Source organism: Nocardia sp. NPDC051833 (assembly GCF_040681225.1).
In the GTDB taxonomy this organism is placed as follows: Bacteria; Actinomycetota; Actinomycetes; order Mycobacteriales; family Mycobacteriaceae; genus Nocardia.
The window spans coordinates 2,590,164-2,610,113 of the sequence record NZ_JBFAYK010000001.1 but is presented as its reverse complement, the minus strand read 5'-3'; the positions used below and the strand labels follow the sequence as shown (position 1 = coordinate 2,610,113).

At 67.7% G+C, this 19,950-nt stretch carries 18 protein-coding genes; 11 read left to right on the top strand and 7 right to left on the bottom strand.

Features of this window, described 5'->3' with window-relative positions; all coding sequences use genetic code 11:
* Positions 1–57: 57 nt before the first annotated feature.
* The 3 genes from AB0L91_RS11800 to AB0L91_RS11790 form a co-directional block, all read right to left on the bottom strand.
* Entirely contained in the window at positions 58–987 is a 930-nt protein-coding gene (locus tag AB0L91_RS11800) for a sugar ABC transporter permease (RefSeq protein ID WP_357344135.1), read from the bottom strand.
* 144 nt (positions 988–1,131) lie between these two features.
* On the bottom strand, positions 1,132–1,983 hold the full coding sequence (locus tag AB0L91_RS11795; protein ID WP_365011265.1) for a L,D-transpeptidase: 852 nt from the start codon (positions 1,981–1,983) through the stop codon (positions 1,132–1,134).
* 375 nt (positions 1,984–2,358) lie between these two features.
* Complete coding sequence (locus tag AB0L91_RS11790; RefSeq protein WP_365009282.1) at positions 2,359–3,267, bottom strand: alpha/beta fold hydrolase; 909 nt, start codon at positions 3,265–3,267, stop codon at positions 2,359–2,361.
* 75 nt (positions 3,268–3,342) lie between these two features.
* Here AB0L91_RS11790 and AB0L91_RS11785 point away from each other — a divergent pair, with 75 nt between their 5' ends.
* Positions 3,343–4,047, top strand: coding sequence for a TetR family transcriptional regulator (locus AB0L91_RS11785; RefSeq protein ID WP_365009279.1), 705 nt, complete (start codon positions 3,343–3,345; stop codon positions 4,045–4,047).
* A gap of 40 nt (positions 4,048–4,087) precedes the next feature.
* On the opposite strand, the gene AB0L91_RS11780 is transcribed toward AB0L91_RS11785, so the two are convergent.
* The 3 genes from AB0L91_RS11780 to AB0L91_RS11770 form a co-directional block, all read right to left on the bottom strand.
* The gene (locus tag AB0L91_RS11780; RefSeq protein ID WP_365009276.1) at positions 4,088–5,008 is read right to left on the bottom strand and encodes an alpha/beta fold hydrolase; all 921 of its coding nucleotides are present in this window, start codon (positions 5,006–5,008) and stop codon (positions 4,088–4,090) included.
* Between the two features lie 81 nt (positions 5,009–5,089).
* The gene (locus AB0L91_RS11775; protein WP_365009273.1) at positions 5,090–6,433 is read right to left on the bottom strand and encodes a cytochrome P450; all 1,344 of its coding nucleotides are present in this window, start codon (positions 6,431–6,433) and stop codon (positions 5,090–5,092) included.
* A 44-nt stretch (positions 6,434–6,477) separates the two neighbouring features.
* On the bottom strand, positions 6,478–7,686 hold the full coding sequence (locus AB0L91_RS11770; RefSeq protein ID WP_365011263.1) for a serine hydrolase domain-containing protein: 1,209 nt from the start codon (positions 7,684–7,686) through the stop codon (positions 6,478–6,480).
* Positions 7,687–7,877: 191 nt separating this feature from the next.
* Here AB0L91_RS11770 and AB0L91_RS11765 point away from each other — a divergent pair, with 191 nt between their 5' ends.
* Positions 7,878–8,498, top strand: coding sequence for a hypothetical protein (locus tag AB0L91_RS11765; RefSeq protein ID WP_365009271.1), 621 nt, complete (start codon positions 7,878–7,880; stop codon positions 8,496–8,498).
* 38 nt (positions 8,499–8,536) lie between these two features.
* Positions 8,537–9,988: an MFS transporter gene (locus AB0L91_RS11760; RefSeq protein WP_365009268.1), complete on the top strand. Its 1,452-nt coding sequence runs from the start codon at positions 8,537–8,539 to the stop codon at positions 9,986–9,988.
* Positions 9,989–10,051: 63 nt separating this feature from the next.
* On the opposite strand, the gene AB0L91_RS11755 is transcribed toward AB0L91_RS11760, so the two are convergent.
* Positions 10,052–10,726 (bottom strand): serine protease, encoded by a 675-nt coding sequence (locus AB0L91_RS11755; RefSeq protein ID WP_355275279.1) that lies wholly within the window; start codon positions 10,724–10,726, stop codon positions 10,052–10,054.
* Positions 10,727–11,187: 461 nt separating this feature from the next.
* Between AB0L91_RS11755 and AB0L91_RS11750 the strand changes: the two genes are divergently transcribed.
* Genes AB0L91_RS11750 through AB0L91_RS11715 form a run of 8 tightly spaced genes read left to right on the top strand, consistent with a single transcriptional unit; the run spans position 11,188 to position 19,826 of the window.
* Positions 11,188–12,042: an ABC transporter permease gene (locus AB0L91_RS11750; RefSeq protein ID WP_355275277.1), complete on the top strand. Its 855-nt coding sequence runs from the start codon at positions 11,188–11,190 to the stop codon at positions 12,040–12,042.
* 3 nt (positions 12,043–12,045) lie between these two features.
* Positions 12,046–12,909, top strand: a complete 864-nt coding sequence (locus AB0L91_RS11745) for an ABC transporter permease (RefSeq protein ID WP_355275275.1) — start codon at positions 12,046–12,048, stop codon at positions 12,907–12,909.
* Positions 12,910–12,949: 40 nt separating this feature from the next.
* A complete protein-coding gene (locus AB0L91_RS11740) occupies positions 12,950–14,428 on the top strand; it encodes an MCE family protein (protein ID WP_365009265.1) in 1,479 nt (492 codons plus the stop codon).
* Positions 14,425–15,450 (top strand): MCE family protein, encoded by a 1,026-nt coding sequence (locus AB0L91_RS11735; RefSeq protein WP_355275271.1) that lies wholly within the window; start codon positions 14,425–14,427, stop codon positions 15,448–15,450. The genes AB0L91_RS11740 and AB0L91_RS11735 overlap by 4 nt, the downstream gene beginning before the upstream one ends.
* The gene (locus AB0L91_RS11730) at positions 15,447–16,442 is read left to right on the top strand and encodes an MCE family protein (protein WP_365009262.1); all 996 of its coding nucleotides are present in this window, start codon (positions 15,447–15,449) and stop codon (positions 16,440–16,442) included. The genes AB0L91_RS11735 and AB0L91_RS11730 overlap by 4 nt, the downstream gene beginning before the upstream one ends.
* On the top strand, positions 16,439–17,551 hold the full coding sequence (locus AB0L91_RS11725; RefSeq protein WP_365009260.1) for an MlaD family protein: 1,113 nt from the start codon (positions 16,439–16,441) through the stop codon (positions 17,549–17,551). The genes AB0L91_RS11730 and AB0L91_RS11725 overlap by 4 nt, the downstream gene beginning before the upstream one ends.
* Positions 17,552–17,559: 8 nt before the next feature.
* On the top strand, positions 17,560–18,651 hold the full coding sequence (locus AB0L91_RS11720; RefSeq protein WP_365009258.1) for an MCE family protein: 1,092 nt from the start codon (positions 17,560–17,562) through the stop codon (positions 18,649–18,651).
* The gene (locus AB0L91_RS11715) at positions 18,648–19,826 is read left to right on the top strand and encodes an MlaD family protein (RefSeq protein WP_355275263.1); all 1,179 of its coding nucleotides are present in this window, start codon (positions 18,648–18,650) and stop codon (positions 19,824–19,826) included. Before AB0L91_RS11720 ends, AB0L91_RS11715 begins: the two co-directional genes overlap by 4 nt.
* Positions 19,827–19,950 lie beyond the last annotated feature (124 nt).

Here is a 19,950-nt window from a genome sequence, read left to right as displayed (position 1 = left end):
GCACGGTGACGGCGCGTTCGCGGCGTCGGTACGAGAGTGTCTGCGGTCCTACGTGTTTCACCGTTCGCCTCGATCCATCACGCGCACCTGGATCAGCGTGACCACCAGCAGCACCACGAACATGATGGTCGCGACGGTGGCGCCGTAGCCGGCCCGGAAATTGCGGAACGACTCCTCGTACACCTGGAAGACCATGGTCGTCGTGCCGTTACCGAGTGGCCCGCCACGGGTCATCACATTGATGATGTCGAAGACTTGCAGCGAGTTGAGCAGAACGGTGATCGAAAGGAAGAAAGTCGTCGGACGGAGCTGGGGCATAAGCACTTTGGTGAAAGTCGTCCAGCGGCTCGCGCCATCCATTTCGGCGGCTTCCATCAACTCCGCGCGCACGCCCTGCAGGGCGGCCAGATAGATGACGAAGGTATAGCCGAGGTTCTTCCAGATGTAAGTGATCGTCACCATGAACAGGGCCCAGTGCGGGTCCTGATAGAAATCCGGAACACGGTCGACGCCGACGCGGTGCAGAACATCCTGTACCAGACCGAAACTCGGATCGAAGATGAATTGGAAAGCCACGCCGATCGCCGCGCCCGAGATCACGAACGGTGCGAAAATCGCCGAGCGAACAACATTGCGTCCGAACAGTTTTCGGTCGAGTAACAGGGCCAGCGCCAGCCCCAGCGCCATACTCACGACGACCGCGGCGACGGTGAAGATCACCGTGTTGGAGACGACCTTCCAGGAGTCCTCGCGCCCCCACCACTCGACGTAGTTGTCGAAACCGATCGGAGTGGCAACAGGATCCGCGATGTTCCAGTCGGTGAACGACAGCCGGATGTTGTCGGCCAGCGGCCGGTAAACGAACAGCGTCAGCAGCACCAGGTTCGGCACGACCAGGACCAGGAACAGCGCATAGTCCTGCCACGGGCGGCTTTTCAGCCCGCGGCCTCGTGGTGCGGGGAGGACCCGCTCTGGACTGCTTCGCACCGCGGCAGTTTTACGGCGCATGGCGAACTGCCGGTTAACCCTGGCCGCCGTAGCTCTGAACATCGGGCGCACAAGGGCGAGTACAGCAAAAAGCCGAACAACACGACCGCGATTGATCGTATTGTTCGGCTTTTGTTCAGCGAATCAGTTCCAGTCGCCCAGTCCGTCACCGGAACTCAGGGTGCCGCCCTGGGTGTTGGTGACGACGACGGCGTCGCCCCGGCGCGAGTTCTCCAGGAACCACTTGGCGTTCTCGGTGCTCACGTTCAGGCAGCCGTGACTGGCGTTGGAGTAGCCCTGCTGGCCGACCGACCACGGCGCGGCGTGCACGAAGATGCCGCTGTTGGAGATGCGGGTCGCGTACTCCACCTCGAGCTTGTAGCCCTCGGGGTCGGTGACCGGCACGCCGTAGGTCGACGAGTCCATGGTCATCTTCTCGAACCGCTCGCCCACGATGTAGGTGCCGTTCGGGGTCTCGTAGCCCTTCTTGCCCAGCGAGGTCGGCATCTCCTTGACGACCTCACCGTTCACCGTCACGGTGATCATCTTGGTGTTGTCGTCGACGCTGGCGATGAAGGCGTCACCGATGCGGAACGAGCTGGTGGTGCCGCCTGCCACGACGGTGACGTCGGTGTTGGCCGGCCAGAACTCGTTCGGCTTCCAGCGCACCTGCTTGTCGCCGGTCCAGTAGAAGTGGCCGGGCGCGGCCTGGCTCGAGGTGACCTTGATGGCCTTCTCGGCGGCGGCGCGGTCGCCGACCGGCTCCTTGAAGCTGATGATGATCGGCTGCGCGACGCCGACAGTCTCGCCGTCGGCGATGTTGATGTTCGGCGGGGCGAACGGCGCCTGCGGCGCCGGCTCGTTCACCGCTGGCTGGCTGGAACCGGAGCCCGGGAGGGTCGGCTGGGCCTGCGCGGGCATGACGATCAAAGCGCCCGCCGCCGCGACTGCCGCCGACAGCAGCAGGCCCCGGCGCAGCCAGCGCGATTGCCGCATATTTGCCTCGTAGTGCATAGGTTTCTCGTCCATTCCATCTCTCGTTCCGCCTGCGGCGGCGCGAGATCTTCGTGATTGACGCGGAGTCCGCAACGGGTCTCCACGGGGTAACGACGCCCCGACCCTGACCGTCCATTCCTACCCGCCCGGGGTGACAACGTGCCAGCCGCGTTTCCCGGCGATAACGGACCGGCAACTCTGTGTCCCAGGTCACATAACGCGCTGTTATACACCGGCTTTCGTCAAACGCCGCGCTCACGGCGGCGAGTCGGCGACGGTGATGTCGGCGACCGGTGAAACACAAGGTTGTGAGCCTCAAACCCCGAGTGATCGAAATCACTGGTCACTTGTGAACTGGCTCGCGTCGATCGGCGCTCACACCCCGGAGTTCCGGGTGGGGTGCGTGACCGCGGAACGGAGGAACTCGATCTGCTCGCCGACGACGCGGTCGCGGAGCATCGGGTCGGTGTAGAAGCTGAAATGGGTGCCCGGGTAGACCCGAAGCTCACCCAGGGGCGCGCGGTCGGCCAGCGCGCGGCTGGTTTCCGGTGGGGTCTCCCGGTCGTCGGCGGCGGCGCAGACCAGCAGGCGGCAGCGCACGAGCGCCGCGGACTCGGCCGGGCGATAGCGGGTCAGCATCGTCAGCAGGGCTCTGGGCGCGATGCTGTTTCGCCACAGCGTGTCCTCGCCGCCGGTGAGCGTGCGGATGTGCTGTTCGGCCTCGTCGGTCGTGGTGACGGCGACCGTGCCGGGCGCGCCGACCATCGGGATGTAGTACGGCCGCAGGCCGAGCGCGCCGTGCAGGGCATCGCGGACGATCGCCGCGAGGAGCCGCAGGCTCTCGGCGGTGGACCTGCCCTCGACCTTCTTCGGGAATCCGTTGAACGGGATCTGGGCGACCACCGCCGCGATCCGTGGATCACCGGCGGCCACCGTCACCGCGTGCGCGCCGCCGAGCGAATTACCCCACAGTGCAACGCGATCGGGGTCGACGCGGGCGTGTGCGCGGGCGAAGGCGACGGCGCCGCGCAGGTCGTCGAGCTGGCCGTCGATGGTGGGGACCTGGCGCGGCTCGCCCGCACTGGCGCCGAAACCGCGATAGTCGAAGACCAGCGCCGCGAACCCCGCGGCGGCGAAGCGTTCGGCGTAGTCGAACAGCCGGTCCATGGTGCCGCTGAAGCCGTGGCACAGCACCACGCAGGCAACCCGGTCCGTGCCGGCGGGCGGATACAGGCGACCCGCGCACCGGGTGCCGTCGACGTCGAACGATATTTCGGTTCCCATGGTGACCATCCCCGTGGCAATAGACTGACCCGTGGTTGGCAATCTACCCCGTCTACTGACCATAGGTAAGTAACTTTGACGACATCGCAGCGAATTCTGGACGCGGCGGGCGAGCTGTTCTCGGCGCGCGGCTACCGGGCCACCTCCATGCAGGCCATCGCCGACGAGGTCGGGATCACCAAGGCCGCGCTCTACTACCACTTCGACGCCAAGGACGCGATCCTGCGGCAGCTGACGGTGCCGCTGCTGGACGAACTGGAAGCGGTGCTGGCCGCGGCCGAGACCTGTGGCGACCCCGAGCGCGTGCGGTGGCGGGCCATCGAGGGCTACGTGGACGTGCATCTGCGCCACCGCCACACCCTGACCATGCTCGTCAAGGACATGACCCTGCTGGTCCAGGCGCCGATCGCCGATCGGTTCCGGACCGCCATCGCGCTGGCCAACGAGCTGGTCGCGGGGCCGTCGGCCGATATCGAGGAGCGGGTCCGCGCGTCGCAGGCGGTCGCGGGACTCGCCGATCCGGTCCTGCTGTTCCGTGATCTGCCCGCGGAGACGCTGCGTCCGCTGATCCTCGACGGTGCCCGTGCGCTGCTGGGCGGGCCCGCCGCCGACCGGCCGCGCGGACCCGCCCGCGGCCGGAACGGTGGCCGCCCCGCCAAGCTCTCCGCCGACCTCGTCGAGCAGGCGAAGGCCCTGCACGCGGACGGGCTGGCGGTGCCGGAGATCGCCACCAGATTCGGAGTATCCAGGGCGACCGTGTACCGCTGTCTCAAAATCTAATTTCGCCCGATTTTGATTTTGATATGAGAATCGCGGGCCGCTACCGGAGGAAGTCGCTCAGCGGCGGCACGGCTTGCGCCGGGCAATCCTCGTGCAGGGCGTGCCCGCAGCTGGGCAGGACGTGCGCGGTCGCGTCCGGGATCCGCGCGGCGAGCGCGCCGGCCTGGGTGGCGGGGAGCCAGGTGTCGGCGCCACCCCACAGCACCAGGGTCGGTGCGGTGATCCGGTGCAGCCCGGCATCGGTGACGCGGTAGTCGAGATTGCGCCACAGCGCGAGGAACCCGGCCCGGCTCGCCGGTCGCGCGAACGGGAGGTAGTACGCGTCGACGATCTCGTCGGTGACCAGCTGTGGATGGGCGAAGGTGGCGCGGATGTTCTCGGCGTAGAACGACCGCGTGGTGAGCTCGGTGGCGAGCTCACCGAGCAGCGGAGTGGTGAACAGCGGCGTGACCGGTGCCTTCTCGGCATTCAGTCCCGGTGCGTCGAGCAGGACCAGCCGCGCCACCCGGTCCGGGTGCTCCTGGGCGAAGTACATGCTCCAGGCGCCACCCCACGAATGCCCGACCAGCGCGGTACGGGCGAGGCCGACGGCGTCGAGGAAACTCGCGATCGCCGCCGACATCGCGGGCAGGTCGTAGGCGAAGTCGGCGCGGCGCGGTTCGGTGTAGCCCTGGCTGGGCAGATCCACCGCGTAGACGGTGTGCTCGGCCGCCAGCGCGGGCAGCACGTCGCGCCAGGAGTAGCCCCACAGGCCGCCGCCGGCGATCAGGACGACCGGGGTCCCCGACCCCGCGCGGACGTAGTGGAACGTCGCCAGGTCGGTCTCCACGTAGTTCGACGCGAGCCCGCCCGGAAACCGTGCCTCCGGCGCGGCGGCCGCGGGCCCGGCGACCACGCCGATGGTGCCGAACAGGACCGCGACGACCAGTGCGATCCGGGGGAAAACGGTGCTGTACTGCATGACTCGACTCCTCGTCGATTGCGGTGGACACACCTTGGACGAGGCAGGAGGCATCGCTGTGACGGGATATGAGCTGGTTCACTACCGTTCACGGGTGAACCGGATCGGCCGATCCGGCGCGGTGGCCAGATTCCGGGGCACGGTCCGGGGGCGGGCGCCCAGGGCCAGCGCGGGGTCAAGGGCCAAGCCGACCGTGGTCAACAGGGTTGCCAGCACGATGCGGAGCTCGTATTCGGCCAGCGTGGCGCCGATGCAGCGGCGATGTCCGCCGCCGAACGGGGCGTACTCGAACGGCGAGAACTTGCGGTCGAGGAAACGGTCGGGGTGGAACAGGCGGGGCGCGGGCCACGTCGACGGGTCGCTGTGCAGGACGCCGACGGCGAGGCCGATCGTCTGTCCGGCCGCCACGTCGACCCCGCGCCAGCGCAGCGGTCCGGTCAGCGTGCGCAGCACGATGGGAACCGCCGGATGCAGGCGCAACGTCTCCTGACAGACCGCGCCGAGCAGCGGCAGCGCGGCGAGGTCGGCGGGGTCGTCGCCGGCCGTCGCCAGTTCGGCGGTGAGCCGGTCGAGCAGACCCGGCTCGCGGTGCAGGTGGTAGAGCGCCCAGGTCAGGGTGGTGGCCGTCGTCTCGTGACCGGCCACGAGCAGCGTCCGCAGCTGCTCGCACAGTTCGGTGTCGGTGAGGGCGCTGCCGTCGTCGTAGCGGGTGGCCAGGAGCAGATCGAGCAGGTCACCCGAGCCGGGGCCGGTGCGGCGACGGTGGGCGATATCGGTCAGGATCACCCGGTCGAGTCGGGCGCGAGCGGCGACGAAACGCTCCCACGGCCCGAATCCGGCTACGCCACGGCGCAATACGGGAGCGACGAGCAGCGGCGTGGTGAAGGCGGCGAGGAAATCGGTGACGGCACCGGCATATTCGGGCGCACGATCGACCTCGGGTCCGTACACGGCCGCCAGGATGACCCGCAGTGTGATGGACCGTGCCGCGTCGAGCGCGTCGATCCGGCTGCCCACCTGCCAGGAACCCGCTGTGCCGCAACCGTGCTCGATCTCGCGCAGCGTCGCGTCCCGGATCACTCCGGCCAGCGCGCGCACTCGCGGACCGTGCAGGGCGGGCGCCAGCAGCGCGCGATCGGTGCGATGCCGCGCGCCGGAGCTGAGGATCAGCGAGGCGGCGCCGACCATCGGTTCGATCGGATTGGGCCGCGGCGGGGTCAGCAGCGCGGCGGGCGCGCGGAACAGTTCGCGCGCGCCGTCGGCCGTTCCGGTGAACAGCACCGGCGGGAAGCCGGGGAAGCCGACCGCGAACGGATCGCTGTGTGCCGCGCGTCGTCGCAGGTAGCCCTCGAAATCGCGGCCCGCCGCCACGCCGTGCAGCACCGACCAGCGTGGGGTCGCGGGTGCCGGGCTCAGCGCTGTCATGCCCGTTACTACGGCGCGCGCCCGCGGCCGGTTCGAACCGGCACCTAGGTCTGCTCGGCGCGCAGGCGGCGCACCGTGCCCTGGGCGATCGCCGACAGCTTCGCCAGCCGCGCGTCACCGAGCGCGGTGAAGGAGTTGCCGAGCCGGTTGGTGACGAACGCGATCGACATCCGCAGGTCCGGGTCGGCGTAGGCGCCGGAACCGCCGATTCCGTAGTGGCCGAACGCCTGTCGCGGTTGCTGCTTGGTCATCAGCACCGGCCGGTGATAGCCGAGGGTGAAGCGCAGCGGCAGGCCGAGGACGTAGTCGCGGCTGTCGGTCTGCTGGGTCACGTTCGCGGCCTCGATCGTTTCGGGACGCAGGAACCGCACCGGCGCATCGCCACGCGCGGGCCGGTGCTCGGCGTCGCCGGCGTACACCACACCGCCGTTGGCGAGGGCGCCGTACAGCCTGGCCAGCGCCCTGGCCGAGAAGACGCCGTTCCAGCCCGGCATCACCGCGTCGTGCACCCGGGGGTCGCGGACCAGTTCGTCGAAGCTCTCCGGCATGCCCGCCTCGGCCAGTCCGCGCGCGGGCCGCACCCACGACAGCACCGAGGACGCGGTGTTCCACCGGATCCCCGGCGGTGCCAGGTGCGGGAAGATCTTGGCGATCCGGTACCGCTGCGCGGCGGGCACCTGGAACCAGAATTCGTCGGTTCCCAACGGCTGCGCCACTTCTCGCTCCAGCACCGTGGTGAACGGGTCGCCGGTCACCCGCTGCACGATCTCGGCGACCAGCCAGCCGAAGGTGATCGCGTGATAGCCCGAGGTGCGGATGCGGCGCGGGTCGGCCGGGCTCTCCGCGAGCGCGGTGACCACCTTGTCGTAGTCGAGGATGCCCTCGCGGCCCGGCACCAGCCCGCGCACGCGGTGCAGGCCGGCGCGGTGCGAGAGCACGTCGCGCACGGTGATGTCGTGCTTGCCGTGCGCGGCGAACTCCGGCCAGTACCGCGCGACCGGCGCCTCGTAGTCGATCAGGCCGCGCTCGGCCAGCCGGTGCACGACCGTGGCCGCGACGCCCTTGCCGGTGGAGAAGGTGAGCGCGACGTTCTCGCCGTTCCAGCGCTGATCCTTGGCCGCCCAGCCCGCCCAGATGTCGACGACCGGCCTGCCGTCCAGATAGATGGCCAGCGCGCCGCCGCCACGGCTGGGCTGCGGGAAGAGTCCGAAGAAATGGTCGGCCAGCCGGATGAACCGGGGATCGACCAGCATTTGGCGCGGCGCCGCGATCGGCGTGCCGCCGGGCCGGGTCAGGGGGCCGAAATCTCCCGCCGTTGCTGCCACCATCGGGTTCACCTCCTGATGCAGGTACGGCCGGGGGGCCGGAATCCCAAGGGTAACCCAGCACCCCGACCATCGGGATGGAGTCGACGCCGGTGGCTCCGGTGGTGTATTCACAGTAGGTGTTTGCAGACCTGTCCATCGGCCGGCTCGTCGGCGCGGTCGCCATCACGGTGACCGCCTTCGTCGCGAGTGGATGCGGTGGCACCATCGACGGCCACGCGCAGCCCGCGATCGATGTCGTCCCGGCGACCAGCAGCGCCGGCCCCACCACCAAACCCTCGGGCAAGCCGACCACGAGCAAACCCGCGCAGACCTCGACCCGGGGCGGCAACACCGACTTCCAGGCCAATGTCGGCGATTGCGTCGCGCTCGGTGGCACCGTCAACGACGCCACCATCGCCAAGGCGTCGTGCGGCAGCCGGTCGTCGAACTACAAGGTCATCGGCAAGGCCAAGAACAGCACCGGCTGCGTCAGCGACCGCGACAACTTCTACGCCGAGACCCTCAACGGCATCGAGACCGGCGCGCTGTGCCTGGATATCGACTGGGTCGTCGGCGGCTGCATGGATGTCGGCGGCGACGAGCCCAAGCGCATCGAGTGCACCGAGTCCGGGTCCGAGGCGGTCAAGGTCATCACGATCAAGACCGGCACCGACAGCGTCGACGACTGCCCCGATATCGCCGATTCGGGCTTCAAGTACCCCGAGCGCAAAGTCGTGGTCTGCGTCCAGAGCCTGTAGCCCGGCGAAAGACCGGCGCGAGGCGCTAGTTTGGTGAGGTGCCCCCGACCCAGACGGTTCGGCTGAATTCGGCCACGGGGCGGTGGATCCTGCTCGCCACCATCCTGGGCTCCTCGATGGCGTCGCTGGACGCCACCGTGGTCGCGGTCGCGCTGCCGCGCATCGGCGAGTCGCTGCACACCGATGTCGCGGGTCTGCAGTGGACGGTCAACGGCTACACGCTCACCCTGGCCTCGTTCATCCTGCTCGGCGGGTCGCTGGGCGACCGGCTCGGCCGCAAGCGCGTGTTCGTCTGGGGGGTGGCCGGATTCGCGGTCACCTCGCTGCTGTGCGCGGTCGCGATGAATATCGAGCTGCTGGTCGTGGCCCGATTGCTGCAGGGCCTGGCGGGCGCGCTGCTCACCCCGGGCAGCCTCGCGCTGATCTCGGCGTCGATCGATCACGAGGATCAGGGCAGCGCGATCGGCCTGTGGTCCGGTTTCGGCGGCGTGGCGGGCGCGTTCGGGCCGCTGCTCGGCGGCGGGCTCATCGATCTGGTCGGCTGGCGCGCGATCTTCCTGCTCAATGTGCCGCTGGCGCTGGTCGTGGCGGTGGTGGCGATCCGGTTCGTGCCGGAGAGCCGGGATCCGGACGCGCCGTCGCGGATCGACGTGCCGGGCGCGGTGATCGTCGCCATCGCGCTCGGGGCGCTCACGCTCGGGCTGATCGAGGCGCTTCCGGTGCTGATCGGGGTGGGGCTGGTCGCGCTGGCGCTGTTCGTCGTCGTCGAGCTGCGCAGCCCGAATCCGCTGGTCCCGCCCTCGCTGTTCGGCTCACGCGTGTTCACCGTCGCGAATCTGGTGACGTTCTTCGTCTACGCCGCGCTGGGCGGCGTCTTCTTCCTGCTGGTCCTGCAGCTGCAACTGGTCTCCGGATATTCGCCGATGGCCTCGGGCGCGGCGAGTCTGCCGGTGACGGTGCTCATGCTGGTGCTGTCGGCCCCGGCCGGGCGCTGGGCGCAACGGCACGGACCACGGATCCCGATGACCGCGGGTCCGCTGCTGGCCGCGGGCGGGGTCTTCGCCCTGCAACGGGTCGGGGCCGACGCGAACTATCTCACCGATGTCCTGCCCGGCGTGCTGATCTTCGGGCTCGGGCTCTCGATCATGGTCGCGCCGCTGACCGGCGCGGTGCTGGCCGCGGTGCCGACCGCCGACGCGGGCATCGCCTCCGGGGTCAACAACGCCGTCGCCAGGACCGCGCAGCTGCTGGCCGTCGCCGCGCTGCCCGGGCTGGCGGGCCTGGCCGGCGCTTTCGACGATCCGGTCGCCTTCGCCGCCGGCTTCGACACCGCGATGCGCTGGTGCGCGGCGCTGCTGCTGGTCGGGGCGGTCGTGGCGGGAGTGCTGCTGCGGGTCCCGCGTCGCGCGCCGGAACCCGACCGGGTCGATTGCCTGCCGCACTGCGCGGGCGCCGACGGTCCGGCGCTGGCGCCCCTCGGACAGAAATGAAGCGGGCCGCGTGGAGGTGAATCCACGCGACCCGCAGTGCTTCCGGCGATCCGAACAGGCGGGCTAGATGGGATGGAATCCCGCGCCGACGCCGCCGCGGCCATTGACGTCGTTCATGATCGCGCTCATGTTCGTGCCGACCTCGGGACCGAAGCAGGCCACGGCCAGGTAGGCGTTCACCATGCCGACCAGGGTCGAGCCGACGACCACCGGCGCACCGGAATCGCCTTCGATCACACACATCTGGGCCCAGGTCTCGGTGTTGGTCTGGAAGACGTCACCCCAGGTGATGCCGCAGGTGTTGCCGGTGGTCCGGCCTTCCTTGCAGACGATCGTCGGGAACTGGGCGGGCCCGCCGATGCCGGTGATGGTGACGTTGCCGATCCGGTTGACCGGGATGATCCGCCCCGGCGTGAACTCGATGATCGCGTAGTCGAGTTCGGAGTTGCTGTAGGCGAACCGGCCGATCTCGCCATAGCCACGGTCCACCTCGGCGGTGACGCTCGCGCCCGCGTCGCCGCAGTGGCCGGCGGTCAGTCCGACGAGTCTGCCCGCACCGTCGTAGCCGACCGTGGTGACGGTGCACTCGAACATGCTGTCGATGACGATTCCGGAGCCGCCGCCGATCACCGGTGGGCCGGGTTGAGCCTGCGAAGCGCCCGCGCCGGTGCCGAGCAGTGCTGCACCGAGGGCGACGGCGAAGGCGGCGTTGGCCACCTTGGCGAGTGTGGTGAACATGTCCCTCCAGACGTCGGAAGCCCGCACGATATCAATTCGCTCTGCCTATCGTGCCTGTATTCCGTCCCGGGCGCGCCCCGCCCACGCCGCACTTCTTGGCGATAGCTGATATCTATCAATGGAATGATCAATTGTCCAGTTATGCCATCGGTCTGTGATCTACCGGAGTATTCGGTCGGGGGGTTCGTTATGAATGACAGTTTTCCGCAATATTTATTCGGCGCAGCCGCCAGTGCTGGGAATCCAGGGGGAAAACGACATCCGACGCAATCGCCGATACCGCCACAATTGTGGGCTGTATGGTCCGACATGGCAGGACTCATAGCTGTTCTGGACAGTGACCTCTGTCTATGACAGCGCTCACATGTCGGTGGTGTGTTCTGCGCTACTCCGTAGTAAGGTGCGTCAAGCAAACAAGTCGTCGGGGTGTTGATGACCTGGCGTCGAGAGGGGTAAAAGCAGTGCAGTCGACCGAGAGTCCACCCGCCCGTTCACGAGTCAGCGAAGCTGTCGACCGGACCAAGGGCCTTTGGGACGACCATCCGAAGAAGTCACTCGAGACCTTCGGTCGACAGATCACGATGGGTTTCGAAGCGATCACGGAGTTGATCGTCGCGATCTTCCGTCGCCGCTTCCCCTTCGACGAGTTCGTCCGGCAATGCGCGTTCATGGCCAACGTGGCCGCTGCGCCTACCCTGCTCGTGGCCATCCCGATCGCGGTGATCGTCTCCATCCAGGTCGGCGCGGTCGCCGGTCAGGTCGGCGCGACCTCGTTCATCGGCGCGGCGAACGGCCTCGGCATCATCCAGCAGGGCGCGCCACTGGTCACCTCGATCATGATCGCCGGCGCGGTCGGCTCGGCGGTCTGCGCCGACCTCGGCTCGCGCACCATCCGTGAAGAGATCGACGCCATGAAGGTGATGGGCGTCGATCCGCTGCGCAGGCTGGTCGCCCCCCGGCTCGGCGCCGCGATGATCGTCAGCTTCCTGCTCTGCGGCTTCGTCGTCTTCGTCGGCTTCATCACCGGCTACATGTTCAACATCTTCGCCCAGGCGGGTACCCCCGGCTCCTACATGAGCACCTTCGCCTCGTTCGCGGTCACCCGCGACCTCGCGGTGGCGCTGCTCAAGTCGGTGATCTTCGGCATCATCGCCGCGATCATCGCCTGCGACTCCGGCCTGAACGCCCGCGGCGGCCCGGGTGGCGTCGCCAACGCGGTGAACTCGGCGGTGGTCAGCTCCATGGTGATGCTGCTCGGTGTCAACGTGGCGATCACCCAGATCTACGCCGCAGTCTTCCCCCCACAGGTGGTCTGAGCCATGTCATCAACGTATGTACCCCCGCTGCTGCGGCCGCTGCGCCAGCTCAAGGCGGTCGGCAAGGCGCCCATCGATCTGCTCGCGCGGCTCGGTCACCAGGTCTTCTTCTTCCTGCGTTCCGTCGGCTCGATTCCGCTGGCCTTCAAGCAGTACCCGAAGGAAGTCTGGCGGCTGCTCTCCGACGTCACCTGGGGTAACGGCAACATCGTCGTCGGTGGTGGCACCATCGGCGTCATCCTGATCATCAGCGCCTTCGGCGGCATGACGGTCGCCATCCAGGGTCACACCTCGCTGAACCTACTCGGCCTGAGCCCGATCACCGGTGCCATCTCGGCCTTCGCCACCACCCGCGAGCTCGGCCCGCTGCTGGCGGCGCTGGCGTTCGCGGCACAGGCGGGCTGTCGATTCACCGCCCAGCTCGGCGCCATGCGCATCTCCGAGGAGATCGACGCGCTCGACTCGATCGCCATCCGGCCGCTGCCCTACCTGGTCAGCACCCGGATGATGGCCGCGGTCATCGCGATCGTGCCGCTGTACTGCATCGGCCTGGTGATGGCCTACGTGTCCTGCTCGATCACGGTCCAGCTGATAGGTGGCACCGCGGCCGGTACCTACTCGCACTACTTCTACCAATTCCTGGTACCGACCGACGTGCTGTACTCGCTGCTCAAGGCGGTCGTGTTCGTCATGATCACGACGTTCATCCAGTGCTACTACGGCTTCTTCGCCTCGGGTGGTCCCGAGGGCGTCGGCGTCGCGGCCGGCCGCGCGATCAAGATGTGCATCATCCTGGTCGTGTTCGCCGACCTGTTCATGACTTTGGCGATCTGGGGCGTCAACCCCGGAATCCGGATCTCGGGGTAGGCGCGCGATGATCATCGATCCCAGTGGGCGCGGTCCCACGATGAAACAGCTGTACATCGCCGGTACCTGTGGCGTCATCGTCTTCGCGGTGATCCTCGGGTTCCTGATGGCGAGGTACCAGGGCTACTTCGTGCCCAAGGTCAACGTGGCCGCCAACCTGACGACCACCGGTGACGGCCTCCCCTCGGACGCCGATGTGAAGTTCCGCGGCGTGCTCGTCGGCGCCGTCAAGGACGTCGAGATCACCGACAAGGGCGCAACCCAGAAGGTGAACATCGAGCTCAAGCCCGAGTTCGCCGGCGACATCCCGTCCAACGTCACCGCTCGCGTCGTGCCGAGCAACCTGTTCGCCGTCACCTCGGTCGAGCTGGTCTTCAACGGCGCGTCCGATCAGTACCTGCACGAGGGTTCGCAGATCCCCGAGGACACCAGCCAGGGCACGATCGCGCTGCAGGACACGCTCACCACGGTGCGCGACATCCTCAACGAGGTCGACCCGGTGCAGCTGGGCCGGGTGCTCGGCACCCTGACCCAGGCGCTCGACGGCAGCGGCCGGGTCCCCGGCTCCACCATCCAGCGCCTCGACCACTGGCTCACCACCGTCGCCGACGCCGGCCCGAACCTGGGCGGCATGCTCGACAACTTCGCGGCCTCGGCGCACGCGCTCAACCAGTCGGCGCCCGAACTGCTCGACGTGCTCGGCAGCTCGGTGCAGACCGCCAACACCATCGCCACCAAGCGGGATCAGCTGATCGCGCTGCTGGCCGGTGCGAGCGCCACCACCGACCAGGTGAACGACCTGTTCGCGACCAACCCCGATGTCGGCAAGGAAGTCACCGTCGGGATGAACGCGACCCTGGGCGCGCTGGCCGCCGATCCGAGCTCGATCACCAAGACCTTCGAGGTCTTCGGTCCGTCGCTGGCGGCGCTGAACACCACCATGCACGGTGGTCCGTCCAAGCAGATGGTCTGGAACGCGGGCATCACCTTCACCCCGTACAAGCCGAACACCGTCGCGAACTGCCCACGCTACGGCGAGCTGCTCGGCCCGAGCTGCTTCACCGCGCCCGCCGAGGTCAGCCTCCCGCCGATGCCGGAGAGCGTGCGCCCGAAGGCGCTGGCGTCGGCCGCCGGCCTGCCGCCGCTGGTCGCGATCCCCGGCATGCCCGCCATCCCTGGCCTCACCACGCCGGGCCTCGCGCCGATGCAGACCGCCAACGGCACCGAGGTCAAGCCGTTCGCCGGTACGCCGCTCGAGGGCCTGGTGCCCTCGATCCAGATCCCGGGCCTGCCGGGTCTGCTCGGTGGCGGCGCCCCCGCGCCCGCCGCCGGTCCCGCTGCCCCGGCCGACGCACCGCAGCCGGCGGTGGCCCCGGCCGCCAAGCCGATCTCCTACCAGGGCGAAGCGGCGATGACTCAACTGCTGGGGCGTAAGCCGACGGCATCCGAATTCCTGCTGCTCGGTCCGATTCTGAAGGGCGGAACCCTGCAAGTGTCCGAAAACGGGGGTGGCGCATGAGCATCCGCAAGCCACTGATCGGGTTCAGTATCTTCGCGATCGTTTCCATGCTGGTCATCGTGGTCGTGTGGAATACGCTCGCCCGCACGGTCGACGGAGACACCCGCAAGTACACCGCGATCTTCACCGATGTCCTGGGCCTGCGCCCCGGCGACGACGTCCGCATGGCGGGCGTGCGCGTCGGCAAGGTCGAGAAGATCGAGCTCGACGGCAAGAACGACGCCAAGGTGTCGTTCATCGTGCAGAGCGACCAGACGGTCTTCGACGACACCAAAGCCCTTGTCCGCTACCAGAACCTGATCGGCCAGCGCTACGTCGCGCTGACCCCGGGCTCGGCGCCGAGCCCGCAGGAGCTGAAGAGCGGTTCGGTCATCCCGATCGACCGCACCGAGCCCTCGTTCGACATCTCCGCGCTGCTCAACGGTTTCCAGCCGCTGTTCCAGGCGCTGGAGCCGGCCGAGGTCAACGCCATGTCGGAGACGCTGATCCAGGCGCTGCAGGGTGACGGTGTCTCGCTGTCGTCCTTCATCGTCCAGGCCGCGCAGCTGGCCACGGATTTCCAGCGTCGGGACGCGATTCTCTCCGACGTGATCACCAACCTGTCCGGCGTGATGGCCGGGTTGGCCAAGCGAGGGGATGAATTGGAGACCCTGGTGACCCAGACCCGGGCGCTGATCGGCGGGCTCTACGAACAGGGTCAGTCGCTGCAGGCGTCCACGGCCACCCTGGCCGACGCGACGACCTCGCTGGTCGGCATGGTCGGCAAGATCCAGCCGAAGCTGTCGGCGGCGCAGAACTCGACCACCGCGGCGCTGAACCTGCTGCTGGCCAACGGCGCCAAGCTCGACCAGGCCGCGATCGACATGCCGTCGATGCTCGCCGACCTGGGCCGGATGACCTCCGAGGGCACGCACGCCAACGCCTACCTGTGCAGTCTCGACGTCTCGCTCTACGGGGTGCTCTTCCCGCGCGGTCTGTTCAGCCAGATCGGTGGCACCTCCCACTCGGAGGTCTGCAGATGAGCAAGCTCAAGAAGACCTTCCTGGGCAACCGCAACTTCTGGCTCGGTGTGATCGGCTCGCTGGTCATCGTGCTGCTGCTGGTCGGCTCGACGGTCTACCAGTTCATCGGGATCGGCAGGCAGTCGATCGAAGCGGAGTTCGTGCAGGCCGCCGGCATCAAGACCGGCGACAAGGTCGCGGTCTCGGGTGTGCAGGTCGGCACGGTCACCGGCGCCAAGATCGAGGGCGATCACGTGGTGATCACCCTCGATGTCGACAAGTCGCTGAAGTTCGGCCCCGACGCGCACGCCGCGATCAAGATGGCCACGCTGCTCGGCGCGCGCTACGTCGACCTGCAGCCGGGCGACGGGTCGGGTCTGAAGAACAAGACCATCCCGCGCTCCAACACCGACGTGCCGTACAACATCGCCGATGTCGTGCAGGTCGGTACGCCCAAGTTCGAGGAACTCGACACCAAGAAGCTGGCCGCCTCGCTCAACACGATCAACAGCCAGCTCGGTGACTCGCCGCAGCTCGTCGCCCAGGCGATCGACAGTGTCGGCGCTCTGGCCAAGGTCGTCGACCGGCGCAAGAGCGAGGTCGACAGCCTGCTGAAGGACCTCAACCGGGTCACCCAGCTGCTGGCCGACAACCGCAACTCGATCCTGCTGGTCATCACCCAGGGCGAGGCCATCGCCAACCGGGTGATGGAGCGGCAGAACCTGCTGCGGCAGCTGCTCGACAACATCGCCACGCTGACCCGTCAGCTGGAGGAGATCGGCGCCGAGAACGGTAACCAGTTCGGCGGCACCATCGGTCAGCTCAACACCATGGCCGAGGGTCTGCAGAAGAACAAGGACAACCTCGACCGGCTGCTGCAGATCGGGCAGCCGACCGCGCGCTACTTCAACAACGCGCTCGGCAACGGCAACTACGGCGACGTCTCGCTGCCGTGGCTGTTCCCCGACAACTGGCTGTGCTTCGTTCAGGTGATTCAGGGGTGCGCAGGATGAAACTGACCTCGAGATTCCGCGGCGGCAAGACGCTGGCCCGATCGCTCATGATCGGCGCCACCGCCTTGACCCTGGGCAGCTGCTCGCTGCTGCCCAATCAGGTGAACGACGCGCTCGGCATGTCGACCAAGATCACGGCCGACTTCGAGAACATCGCAGGCATGTACGAGGGCAACGACGTCATGGTCCTGGGCCTGGCGGTCGGCAAGGTCGACAAGATCATCCCCAAGGGCACCTACGTCGAGGTCCACATGACCATCGACGGCGGCGTGAAGATCCCCAAGGAAGCGATCGCGGCGATCATCTCCCCCTCGATCGTGACCGACCGCCACATCGAGATCACCCCGCCCTTCACCGGTGGTGAGTCGATGAAGTCCGGTGAGCACCTGCCCAAGGCGCGCACCAGGACCCCGGTCGAGCTGGACACGATGATCAAGACCATCGACCAGTTCTCCGCCTCGCTCAAGCCGGAAGAGGGCCAGGAAGGACTCGGCCCGCTCTCGGGCCGGGTGCTCTACCCGGTGCTCAACGGCAACGGCCAGAAGATCCGCGAAACCCTCGACGCCCTGTCGAGCGCGCTGAAGATCGGTGTCGACAACAAGGACGCCATCTCCAACATCATCATCAAGCTCAACGAGCTGACGACGATGCTGGCCGACAACGACCAGTCGGTGCGCGACTTCAGCAACCGGGTCACCGCCATGTCGGGCCTGCTGGCCGAACAGGCCCCCGGCCTGCAAGCCACGCTGGATCAGCTGAACGCGTTCCTGGCCAACACCTCCACGATGTTCGGCGAGCACGCCGACGAGCTGGAGACCTCGCTGACCGGTCTGACCAACGTCACCAACCAGCTGCGCGCCAACTCGGGCGCGATGGTCGAGATCGTCGACATCGTGCCGCTGCTGATGCAGAACATCGACGGCGCGATGAACAAGGAAGGCCGCTTCGTCCGCCTGCACGGCCTGATCGGTACCGCCCTCTCCGGCGAGATGATCAGCGTCTTCTGTGAGCGGATCCAGATGAAGTCCGACGGCTGCCGCTCCGGGAACATGCAGGACTTCGGCCCCGACTACGGGCTCACCGCCGCACTGCTCGGACTGACGAAATGACCCTACGTATGACGATGAAAGCCCGCCGCGCGCTGGTCGCCGCGGCCGCGACGGCCACCGTGGCGATCACCTCCGGGTGTGGATTCACCGTGGAGGATCTGCCGCTGCCCAAGCCGGGCGCCGAAGGCGACACCTACACGATCCACGCGGAGTTCGACAACGCGCTGAACCTGCCCGATCAGGCGAAGGTGAAGATCGGTGGTTCCGATGTCGGGGTGGTCTCCGGCATCTCCACCAAGAACTTCCAGGCCAAGGTCGACATGCAGATCAGCAAGGACATCGTGCTGCCCCAGGGCAGCACGGCCGAGCTGCGTCAGGCGACTCCGCTCGGTGACGTCTTCATCGCGCTGTCCAAGCCGAAGAACGGCGCTCCCACGGGCGCGCCGCTGCAGGACGGCGCCACGCTCACCCGCGAGTACACCTCCGCGGGCGCCACCGTGGAAGAGCTGCTGATCTCGGTGTCGATGCTGTTCAACGGCGGCGGCGTGGCCAGCCTCAGCCGGCTCGGCACCGAACTCGGCTCGATCCTCAACGGGCAGGGCGGCAACCTGTCGCACCTGATCACCGAGATGACCGGTGTCATCGGCGAATTGAACAACAACAGCGCCAAGGTCGACACGGTGCTGACCGAGTTCAACACCCTCGCCAACACCATCGAGAACAACAAGACCCAGCTGGGTCAGGTGGCCGACACCCTGCCGCAGGCCATCGGCGCCATCGCCGAGAACAACAAGGCGATCGGTGACCTGCTCACCAAGGTGGCCACGGCCAGCGCCGCGCTCGGCGACTACTCCAACACCACCGGCGATCAGCTCTCCGAGCTGCTCACCAACCTGGACAACCTGATGACCGCGCTGGCGGCCTCCGGCGACAACTTCGGGTACGTGCTGGATCAGCTGCACGCGATCCGGCCCGGCGCGAACGCCACGTTCCAGGGCAAGTCGCTGGCGCCGTACGCGACGCTGACCAACCTCGACATCGGGTTGCTCACCGATCCGGCCAACAGCAAGTTCCCCGATCTGAAGGACGTGAACGACTTCGTCGGCACCTTCATCCAGGTGCTGCAGATCGTTCAGGGCCGAGTGGGAGGCCACCGATGAGCAAGGCGAAGAAGTTCTTCGGTAACAAGATCCTGCTGGCCAACGCCGCACTGGTCGTGGTGCTGATCGTCGGTGCCACCTACCTGCTGGTCAACGTCATGCGGGTGAACCCGCTGCGCTCGGAGTACGCGGTGACGGTCAACCTGGACCGGTCGGGTGGTCTGCAGCCGGGCAACGACGTGACCCTGCGCGGGCACCGGATCGGCAAGGTCACCTCGGTCGAGCTGATCGACCAGGGGCAGTCGATCGCCGCCAAGGCGCAGATCGACAAGAGTTACAAGATCCCGGTCGACACCATGATCCAGGTGGCGGCCCTGTCGGCGGCGGGCGAGCAGTACATCGACTTCCGTCCGAAGAGTGATGTCGGCCCGTTCCTCGGCGACGGCGCGGTGATCAAGTACAACCCCGAGCAGATCAAGACCCCCACCCCGGTGTGGGCGGTGCTCGACGACACCAGCGCGCTGATCGCCCAGGTCAACCCGCAGCAGTTCAAGACGATCCTGTCCGAGCTCGACACCGCGCTCGGCGCGGGCCCGGATCAGCTGCGTGGCCTGATCAACGGCGTCAGCCTGGTGGTGGCGGGTCTGGACAACCTGCTGCCGCAGACGGTGAACCTCATCGCGAACCTGCGGGTGATCGCCGAGACCACCTCGCACGCGCAGCCGGATCTGCAGACCCTGACCAGCAACTCGGGCGCGCTGCTGACCCAGTTCAACAACGCCAACGCCGAGCTGCAGAGCGTGCTGGACAACGCGCCGGCGCAGTTCGAGGCGCTCGGCGCGGTGCTGGACAAGACGGCCGACCCGATCACCGGTCTGGCGGCCAACTTCGTCGCCATCACCAGGGCGGCGCAGCTGCGTCAGCCCGCGCTGCGACTGCTGTTCCCGTCGCTGGCGCTGGGTCTGGAGTCGATCGCGGTGCCCGCCCACGACGGCGAGTTCCACACCGTCATCGACATCTGGCCGCGGCCGACGTGCTACTACGCCACCGAGTACCGCCGCAACGAGGAAGTCCAGGACGGGTCGATCCCGAAGTGGAACTACTGCGTGAACCCGCCCGCCGATCAGCAGATCCGCGGGTCGGCCAACGCGCCGCGTCCGAACGTGCCCAACAACGGCGCGCAGATGCCCCCCGGTGTCGATCCCAACGAGCGGACACCCATCCCGGTGAACTGAGTTGATGCCCGGCCCGGTCCCTCGCGGACCGGACCGGGCATACTCGCTGGGGAGAGCGTGTGGCCCGGCTCACGGGCCCACGAAGGATATCGGTGCGATATGTGTGCCGGGAAAGAGCAGGATT